General features: G+C 59.6%; 7 protein-coding genes and 1 pseudogene. 4 read left to right on the top strand and 4 right to left on the bottom strand.

The annotated features are described in order from the left end of the window. Nucleotides 1-342 (bottom strand): annotated as a pseudogene (locus IRZ24_RS12970) (cobyrinate a,c-diamide synthase); the annotation flags it as partial. A gap of 260 nt (nt 343-602) precedes the next feature. On the opposite strand from IRZ24_RS12970, the gene IRZ24_RS12965 reads away from it, so the two are divergent. From IRZ24_RS12965 to IRZ24_RS12950, 4 genes are all read left to right on the top strand, one after another. Beyond that, complete coding sequence (locus IRZ24_RS12965; protein ID WP_297164908.1) at nt 603-2024, top strand: acyltransferase; 1422 nt, start codon at nt 603-605, stop codon at nt 2022-2024. Nucleotides 2025-2440: 416 nt separating this feature from the next. After that, complete coding sequence (locus tag IRZ24_RS12960; protein WP_297164906.1) at nt 2441-3580, top strand: citrate synthase; 1140 nt, start codon at nt 2441-2443, stop codon at nt 3578-3580. A 238-nt stretch (nt 3581-3818) separates the two neighbouring features. Next, a complete protein-coding gene (locus tag IRZ24_RS12955) occupies nt 3819-4286 on the top strand; it encodes an Rrf2 family transcriptional regulator (RefSeq protein ID WP_366914288.1) in 468 nt (155 codons plus the stop codon). A gap of 188 nt (nt 4287-4474) precedes the next feature. Then, entirely contained in the window at nt 4475-5122 is a 648-nt protein-coding gene (locus tag IRZ24_RS12950) for an NAD(P)-dependent oxidoreductase (RefSeq protein WP_297164902.1), read from the top strand. 50 nt (nt 5123-5172) lie between these two features. On the opposite strand, the gene IRZ24_RS12945 is transcribed toward IRZ24_RS12950, so the two are convergent. The 3 genes from IRZ24_RS12945 to IRZ24_RS12935 form a co-directional block, all read right to left on the bottom strand. Then, the gene (locus IRZ24_RS12945) at nt 5173-7119 is read right to left on the bottom strand and encodes a protein kinase (protein WP_297164899.1); all 1947 of its coding nucleotides are present in this window, start codon (nt 7117-7119) and stop codon (nt 5173-5175) included. A gap of 529 nt (nt 7120-7648) precedes the next feature. After that, a complete protein-coding gene (locus tag IRZ24_RS12940) occupies nt 7649-7924 on the bottom strand; it encodes a hypothetical protein (protein ID WP_297164897.1) in 276 nt (91 codons plus the stop codon). A 21-nt stretch (nt 7925-7945) separates the two neighbouring features. Beyond that, the coding region (locus tag IRZ24_RS12935) for a response regulator transcription factor (RefSeq protein WP_297164895.1) at nt 7946-8626 on the bottom strand (681 nt) is incomplete at its 5' end.

The raw sequence follows: 8626 nt of genomic DNA, 5'->3' as shown, positions 1-8626 counted from the left end.
CAGTTGAGCGATCTCGGCTGCGCTGCCGGCGTCGCTTTGAGCTTCGCGTCCGTCGTAGAGGCCCATCATGCCTTCGATAATAGCCAGGTCGGCGTCGCGACAGGCCGCCGCAAAGATCGTCTGAAGGCGCTCCGAGGGCATCAGCCAGGTATCGAGATTGTAGCAGGGGCGTCCCGCAGCTCGTGCCAGATGCGAGGCATCCAAATAATCGGGGCCAACCTTAAAGGGCTGCACGCGCCAGCCCCGCGCCCGCAGCTCGGCGATCAGTAGATAGCTCATCAGCGTCTTCCCAACGCCGCTAGCGGTGCCAGCGATCAGCAAGCGTGGCAGATCAAGCGACATGGGCGAGGCCTCCCTCTCTTCGATGTGTGATGTGCTGCTCACTAGTACCCTACCCCCTGGCACCAATGAACCCGCTGGCCTTCAGCATATCACAGCTCGCCGCCGCCAGACAGAGATGCCTGTTGCTGGTGAAGCAGCCTCTCGGCTGCCTCTATCTATGCATGTATATGTATTGTTCAACTTATCCTACAATGTAGGAAAATATACCGATACCTGTCACCTTTGTGGCGCCCGACGCGTTGTCCCACTATGTGAGAACGATGTCTACGATCTCTCTGCTGTTGGAAGTGATGCGCCAGTTTTCCCCTTGGCGGTGGTTACGGGCCGGTGGTAGCTGGCTGCGGCGTCTCCCGTATGCTCTGCCAACGCTCATGGAGAACGATCTACGCGGCAATGCGATTCCCATGCTCGATGGTGTACGCGCGCTGGCCTGCCTGGCCGTGCTGGTGTTCCATGTCAACTGGACGACCTATCATCAGCATCTCTGGCAGCCGCTGCACCAGCCGCTGGTCAGTTCGTTCCTGCTTGTGGGCAGCACAGGAGTAACGCTCTTCTTCATTCTGTCGGGCTTTCTTCTCTTCCTGCCCTATGTGGGGGCACTGTTGAGCGAAGAGCGACCCTGGCCCTCGGTGCGCCGCTTCTACCTGCGGCGTGCCTTGCGGATCTGGCCAGCTTACTATGTGTCGCTCTTCATCTTGATCACGCTCTGGCAGCCACAGTATTGGCAGCCAGCCCACTGGCGCGAGCTCTTGCTTTTCGTGACCTTCTTTATGGATTCGACGCCGGAGACCTTTCGCAAGATCAATGGTCCATATTGGACCCTGGCGATTGAATGGCAGTTTTACTTGCTCCTGCCCTTATTATCACTGGGTATCTTTCTGCTATTGCGGCGCCTGCCGCAGCGCCGGCGTTTCCCACTGATCTGTGCGGTGCTGGTCCTGGTCATCGCCTATGCCTTGCTCGTGCGTCATTGGGGAGACTATTACGTCGATCACCCGGTGGCCAGCCTGCCCCTGGTGCCGCGGGCGGTCCTGAATGTAATGCTCTTCTTTGTCTATGGCATGGCAGGCAAGTTTCTGGAGGACTTTGCCATCGGCATGCTGATTGCAACTTGCTACACGTATGGGTGCCTGGTCAAGCCTACCAGTGGCTTGATCGGAGGCCTGCGGCGCGGGAGCTTGGCTCTCTGGACCCTCGGACTGGCCTTGTTCGGGGCCATGGCGCTCTGGCACTTGAACCATGATGTCGGGGCTTTTCCGTGGCTAGGTGGCCTTCTGCCACTCTACGATACTCTGAGCGAATTCGGCTTCGCTCTGGCTTATGGTTCTTGCCTGACAGGCCTGCTCTTTGGGCCATCTCTGTTGCGCTCCTTTTTCTCCTGGCGCTATCTGCGCTGGATTGGTCTGGTTTCGTATAGTCTTTACATCTGGCATCTCCCGCTCATCGCCTACTTTAGCACTCATATTCAGCCGTGGCTGAGCGGGCTGAACCACTGGCTGATCTACGGCTGCTACTGGCTCTGGGTAGGGGTAACGGTGCTGCCACTGGCCTTCCTGTCCTATCTGCTGGTAGAGCGTCCTTTTCTCAAGCTTGGCCAGCGCCTGCTTCAGGGAGGAGGCCGCGGCGGGGCCCCTTCGCTTCCAGAGCGGCAACGGGAGCCGCTAGCCTCGCGGGCGCCCTAGAGAGAGACGGCGGTAGAAGCGACAAAGGTCTGCTGGCTGGTCTCGCTACCGTCCACGACTGATCAACCGATCGCTGAACTCGATCCTGGACACGGCTCAGGCGTGACAGCCGAGATAGCGCGTGAGTCTCTCCAGGGCCGGGTGGCGCATCGGTTGGCCCGCTCCTCTTGGCTGCTGCCATTCCCGAGAGCGTGATTGGCCAGATCGGCTGGCAGGTGCTAGGATGAGCAGGCGCCTGCCAGCTCGATTTACGTTGACACCACTGGAAAGGCAAGTTTATAATACTTTACACAACCCATATGATTTGTTGTGGCGAAGTAGTCTGCTTCGCTGTGGAAGCAGCGGCTGCCCGACACGTCGGACGTTGAGCTCCGCCTACTGCTCAAGCGAAGCATACGTCCTCAAAAGGAGCTTCTATGCCTACCACCGAAGGTCTTGAAGATGTCGTTGCCGCTCATACCCGTATCTGTGATCTTGATGGTCAGCGCGGCAAACTGACATATTACGGTGTTGACGTTCACGATCTGGCTGCACATTCCTCGTTCGAAGAAACCGCTTACCTGCTCTGGTATGGGACGCTGCCGACCCGCGCACAGCTCGAGGCGCTCAGCGCGGAGCTACGGGCAAACCGTGCACTGCCAGGACGGCTGGTCGATCTAATGCGCTTGCTCCCTCCCTCGACGCCTCCGATGGATGTTCTCCGCACTGCCGTTTCCGCGCTCTCTACCACCGATCCCGATCTCAGCAATCGTTCCCAGCAAGCCAATCTACAGCGGGCTGTGCGCCTGACGGCGCTGCTGCCTTCGATCGTGGCTGGCTGGGACCACATTCGCAATGGGAGAGAGCCGATCGCACCGTTGGCGGATGGCAGCCATGCGGAGAATTTCCTCTACATGCTCAAAGGGGAGCGGCCCGATCCCTATGAGGCTCATGTCCTTGATGTAGCTCTTATCCTGCACGCCGATCACGAGCTGAATGCCTCGACCTTCTCCGCCCGCGTGGCGGCCAGTACTCTCGCTGATATGTATGCGGCAATTACGGCGGCTATCGGGACGCTCTCGGGTCCACTGCATGGTGGGGCCAATGAGCAGGTGATGCGCATGTTCCAGCGCATCGGCGATGTCAGCCATGCTCAGGAGTACATCCGCGGCATGCTGGAGCGCAAGGAGCGTATCATGGGCTTCGGCCACCGCGTCTATCGCACCGAGGACCCGCGCGGCAAGCATATGGATGCCTTTGCTGTGGAGCTAAGCCAGCGTAAAGGCGATATGCGCTGGGTGGAGATGTCGCGCGCCATTGAGTCCTATGTCAAGGAACAGAAGGGACTCCATGCCAACGTCGATTTCTACTCGGCCACAGTTTACTATCTGCTGGGCATTCCAGTCGATCTAGATACACCGGTCTTCGCCTGCAGCCGCGTGGTTGGCTGGACAGCCCACGTGATGGAGCAGTACGCTAACAACCGTTTGATCCGCCCGCGCGGCGAGTATGTCGGCCCCAAGGATGTCCCTTACGTGCCAATTGAGCAGCGCGAGCAGGCCCAGGTCAGCCACTAGCCCCAGACGTACCCCTGTTCGCTGACCATCCTGCCAGGAGCCGCGAGGACAGTGATGCTATTCGGCGGCGGAAGGAAGAACGGGAGCAATCGCTACAAGATTGCTCCCTTTTCTTTTTGACTGAGGGCCAGCATCAGCAAGCTAGTGCTTGCCGTTTGCCACGGGCCTCTCCACTCAGCTCTGCTGCGCCCACGTGGCCCTTGACAACTTCTTTGATCTGAAACTATACTGGTTACAGATAGGCCAGGGCAGGAGGGATGGTCACACGAAAGACACACGGCTAGCCGTTGCGATCCATATCCTGACGTTGCTCGCTCAGCAGACGGAGGAGGACCCTTTGACCTCCGAGCGCATCGCTGGTAGCGTTAATACTAACCCGGTCTTTATTCGTCGTATCCTGGGCTTGCTCAGCCGGGCCGGGCTGGTGGCCTCGCAGCCAGGCGTGGGTGGCGGCTGGCGCTTACGGCGCGATGCGGCCTGTATCAGTCTACTGGATGTCTATGAGGCCGTGGGAGCTGGTCCTCTGCTGGCTCTTCACCATAGCATGCCAAATCCCGATTGCCCAATCGGGCGCAACATTCAGCGTACTCTGCTGACCTACTTTGGCGAGGCCGAGGCTGCCTTTAAGCAAGTACTGGCGCGCCAGACCATTGCCCAGGTCCTGGCCACAGCTCAGGAGGAAGGACGATCATCGCCATCTCAGTGATACTGCTTTTTTTAGGCCCCTATTCATAACTATAATGGTTACAAATAGGGCGCCTGGCACCGGGCGGCCTAATGAACGGGGTCCTGGCCTAGCGTTTCTTATCCGAGCCTACGGCAGTGGCGCATGAGAAGAGAGAAGGATGGCACCATCTACAAATCGCTTGAAAGAAAAGAAAGGAGCATAGAGGAATGAAACTCGTTGTCTTTGGAGCGACTGGCAATATTGGCCAGCGCATTATCCAAGAGGCACTGAACCGCGGTCACGAGGTCAAGGGCGTAGCGCGGCATCCCGAGCGACTGACCCTGAGTCATCCGCGTCTGAGTCTTGAGGCGGGCAACGTGCTTGATCCTGCCGCTGTGGCCCGGCTGGTCAGTGGTTATGATGCAGTGATCAGCGCTGTCGGACCATCACGCGCAGAAGCCGAGGACCCACGCATGGTAGTGCAGGCGGCTCAGGCCCTGATTGAAGGACTGAAGCGGGCGGGGGTCAAGCGCCTGGTAGTGGTTGGCGGCGCTGGGAGCCTGGAAGTAGCGCCTGGTGTGCGCCTGATGGACACCCCCGATTTCCCGCCCGCGTGGCGTCCCATTGCCTCCGCTGCGGCAGAGGCGCTAGAGATCTATCGCCAGCAGGGGGCTGATCTAGACTGGACCTATTTCAGTCCAGCAGCCTTCATTGAACCGGGCCAGCGCACGGGACGCTATCGCCTGGGAACCGATCAGCTCGTGACCAATGACAAGGGCGAGAGCCGCATTTCGATGGAAGATTACGCGGTGGCCCTCCTCGATGAAATAGAGCAGCCGCGCTTTGTACGCCAGCGCTTTACCGTGGCCTACTAGCTGCTCTGGAAGAGAGACCGCACCGAGGGAACTCCCGAACAGGAGGCGGCTCAAGACGGCGTGCGCTGGGCGTCGGCTCCGCTGCGGGGTAGGAGCGGCTTCAGCGCACGCTGCATCTCCTGGTAAGTCTGATAGCGGGCGGCTGGCTCCTCCTGGAGGGCACGAGCGAGAAGCGCCTCCAGGGCCGGAGAAACCTCGGGATTGAGCTGGCGCACCGGCGGATAGGCTGGATAGTGCGGCGGCGCCTGGTTGGTAAGGACATGGTGCATGCTTGCCGCCAGCATATAGATGCAGGTGCGCCGGTCGTAGCGCCTATCCTTGATAGGCAGATAGGGAGAAAGAGCCAGCTTGCGCGTCGTGCGGTGCTGGGTGCGCGCGCCTGGCGTACTCTCAAGCGGCGGGGGTGGAAGCTGGAAGCCGGTGAGCATGGCCCGCCCGCGCTGGCGCTCAATAATGATGTTAGCGGGCGAGATATCGAAGTGGTAGAGAGGGGGCTGCTGCTGCTCCAGGGCAACCAAAATATTGAGCACGCTATGGAGCCAGACCACCACCTCGCTCTCAGGAAGAGGACGCAGCAGCTTCTGCAGGCGCTCCTCCAGGCTTTCGCCGTCGATGTAGGTCAAGACCAGATAATAGTGACGGCCCTCGGCGAAGCGCTCGCGCACCTGCGGCACGAGTGGATGGCGCAGGCGAGCCAGCGCCTCGCTAGCGCGGTCATAATGGGCCAGTTCCTGAGCACGCCGCGCCAGAGGAAAGTCGGTGCACTCCCAGCGCTTGAGCACCACCTCGGCACCATTTGCCTGGTGATCAATGGCCACCATCGTCGTGACGCGCGTCTCGTCGCGACTCCTGAGCACGCGCTTGATGTCGTAGCGTCCCTGGCGAATGCTGATCCCAAGCAGAGGGCTATGGCGGACAAGGGTGGGAGGAATAGTCAGGCGTCCACAGGCTGAGCAACAGCGCTGGCCAAAGCGCACCGGCACATGGCAGTAGGGACAGGTGCGATCGTCGTAGTCGGCGCCGCAGTTGCTGCAGCGCTGAGCGCCACTGCGGTTCTGGAAGCCGCAACGCTCGCAGACATAGCGTTGGAGAGCGATCGTCACAGCCTCGGCATAGGCGCTGGCGAATTGCTGCGTATCGCGATAGCGCTGATGATAGTCCTTGGCCAGGGCACGCAGGAGAACGGCGGCCACCTCGGCGGGCAGGCGGGGATTCCACTGCTGAGGTGGCGGTGGAGGCTCATGGAGATGAGCCCGCCACATCTCTTCCAGGCGACTGAAGGAGAAGGGCAGGCGTCCGGTCAGTAACTCGTAGCAGCAAATAGCCAGGGCGTACTGATCGCTCTCGCGGCGGGGGTTTCCTTGCCACTGCTCGGGAGCCATATAGGCCGCGGTGCCCGTCACCTCGCCAAGCGAAGCGTGGGTCTGCATACCCAGGTAGAAGGTTGTGCCGAAGTCCGAGAGCAAGAGCTGCCCGTTACGTCCGATCAGCAGATTGCCCGGCTTGACGTCCTGATGAATGACGCCGTTCTGGTGGACATAATAGAGGGCCTGGGCGGCCTGCTGAACGTAGGGGAGCAGCTCCTCAGCAAAGGCAGGCCGCCGGCTCCCGTCAGCTTTGCGGAAGAGATCATAGATGGTTTGCGGCGCATACTCCATTACCAGATAGGGGCGCTCGTCTTCCAATTGGCCAAAGCTGTAGACGGGGAGAATGTTGGGATGTTGCAAGGTCGCAATGCGCCGCGCTTCGTCAAAGAAGCTGCCAAGGGCCTTGTCGTTGAGCTGATCAAAGCGCAGAACCTTGAGTGCCAGGGTGCGGCTGAGCGGCTCCGCCTCGCGGACCTGGTAGACGTGACCATAGCTACCCGAGCCAATAAAAGCTGTGACCTGGTAATTGCCGATGCGCGCCCCCTCGATGAGAAACTCGCAACGCCGACAGGAGACAGCGCTCTCAGGGTTGTCATGTCCTCCGCGCGGATTGAGACAGCGAGCCACCATGCTTCCTTTTGCCCGGGCCGAGCTGAGTGTGATGGTAGTCCAAATAGCATCATGTGAACAGCCCTGGCTCTGTGCCTCGCGACAGCAGGGCCGGTCGTCAGGGCAGAGCCGTGAAGGCAAAGCAGCAGTGCCTCTGAGCCATATGGCCCTGCTCTCTGGCCTGGCACTCCGCTGGGCTGCCTATTCGCCCCTTCACTATATATCTACGCTCCCGCCCTCTGCAAGTTGTGCCACCTGGCAAGGAGAGGAGCGCACGGACAAGACCTCCAGGAGAGATGGCCCGCTCTCAACCTCTGGAGCCGGGCCAAGCGAGGTAGTTAAACTGGCCTGAGAGAGGCAGCCAGCATGGTAAACATGGGGAAGCGAACAGCACACTGGCGCTCAGAGTGTTACCTTAGAGCAGTACGCTGGCCATCTCCTTATTCGCTGGCTTATAGATGGAGAAGAATCCTTATCCCTCGTGCAGCAGAAAGTCAACACCTCCCTGGTCCTCACCCTCACTGGTGCCTTCGGCTCGGCGGGCAGCAGGTCACAGACCTTGCTTGAGTAGCTCATCGATATAGCGCGTGGCCTCTTTCAGCCCAAGGCCTGTCTCCTCACGATAGGCTCTGACGGCCTCAAGGCGATTGCCCTGAGCAACATATTCAGCCACTCGCGGCGAGAGACCGGAGGCGATCAATTGCTCCCGCAGACGAGCACACTCCTCGGGGGAGCGCGCGGGAACCGATCGCCGCCCAATGCTGATCAGAATCAAGCCGATCAGGAGCCCGATGGCAATCAGCACGATACCGACCCAGAGAATCATAGCTATTGCCTCCTTTGCCTCTTACTTAGGGACTGACCAACAGCGAACGGTCCCTGACTGAATTGCCAGCAGGCCGTCGCGTTCATCGCTGCTATTGTCGACTGCTGTGACCTTCTCAAGAGGATAACGCGAACATTTGGAAGCTCTTCCTCGAATATCAAGCTTACGATAGATATGGGCGATATGCGTTTTAACGGTCGTCTGGGAAATGCCAAGCTGCGCCGCGATCTCCTTATTGGAGCAACCCGCCGCGAGCAGAGAAAGGATCTCGCGCTCGCGAGCTGTGAGCTGACTGAGTTCCGCATGGAGTCTGTGCGAGGGGAAGACGTCGCTGAAGAGCAGAGGCGCAACTGAGGGGTCGATCAGGAAATGGCCTGGGGGGAGCTGGATGGCACTGCGCCAGAGATTAGCTGGGGCGCTGGCAAGCAGATAGCCGAGGGCACCTTGTTCGTAGGCCCAGTGGAGCTGGTCAAAGCGAACGTCATTGGCCAGCACGATGTACTGACCTCGAGGGGGCGCTGCCAGCTTGGGCAGAATCTCCTGGTTGATAATCCAGAAATCTGCGGGCGACCTCTGCGGGCTCTGCTCTTGAATAAGAGAGACAGAGTCGTCGGCGCTGGAGATAGCGATATGATGCTCATCTCCTAAGATGCTGGTAATCTTCTGACAGTGCGAAATATTAGGATCTATAATGATCACTCT

This window comes from Thermogemmatispora sp., assembly GCF_019683755.1.
In the GTDB taxonomy this organism is placed as follows: domain Bacteria; phylum Chloroflexota; class Ktedonobacteria; order Ktedonobacterales; family Ktedonobacteraceae; genus Thermogemmatispora.
The sequence above is the reverse complement of the archived record's forward strand: the minus strand, read 5'-3'. Positions and strand labels throughout refer to the sequence as shown.

What these genes read in the sequence shown, in the direction of transcription:
- IRZ24_RS12950 (WP_297164902.1), top strand. Translation starts at nt 4,475, where the DNA reads ATGAAACTCGTTGTCTTTGGAGCGACTGGCAATATTGGCCAGCGCATT.
- IRZ24_RS12945 (WP_297164899.1), bottom strand. Translation starts at nt 7,119, where the DNA reads ATGGTGGCTCGCTGTCTCAATCCGCGCGGAGGACATGACAACCCTGAG.
- IRZ24_RS12960 (WP_297164906.1), top strand. Translation starts at nt 2,441, where the DNA reads ATGCCTACCACCGAAGGTCTTGAAGATGTCGTTGCCGCTCATACCCGT.
- IRZ24_RS12965 (WP_297164908.1), top strand. Translation starts at nt 603, where the DNA reads ATGTCTACGATCTCTCTGCTGTTGGAAGTGATGCGCCAGTTTTCCCCT.
- IRZ24_RS12940 (WP_297164897.1), bottom strand. Translation starts at nt 7,924, where the DNA reads ATGATTCTCTGGGTCGGTATCGTGCTGATTGCCATCGGGCTCCTGATC.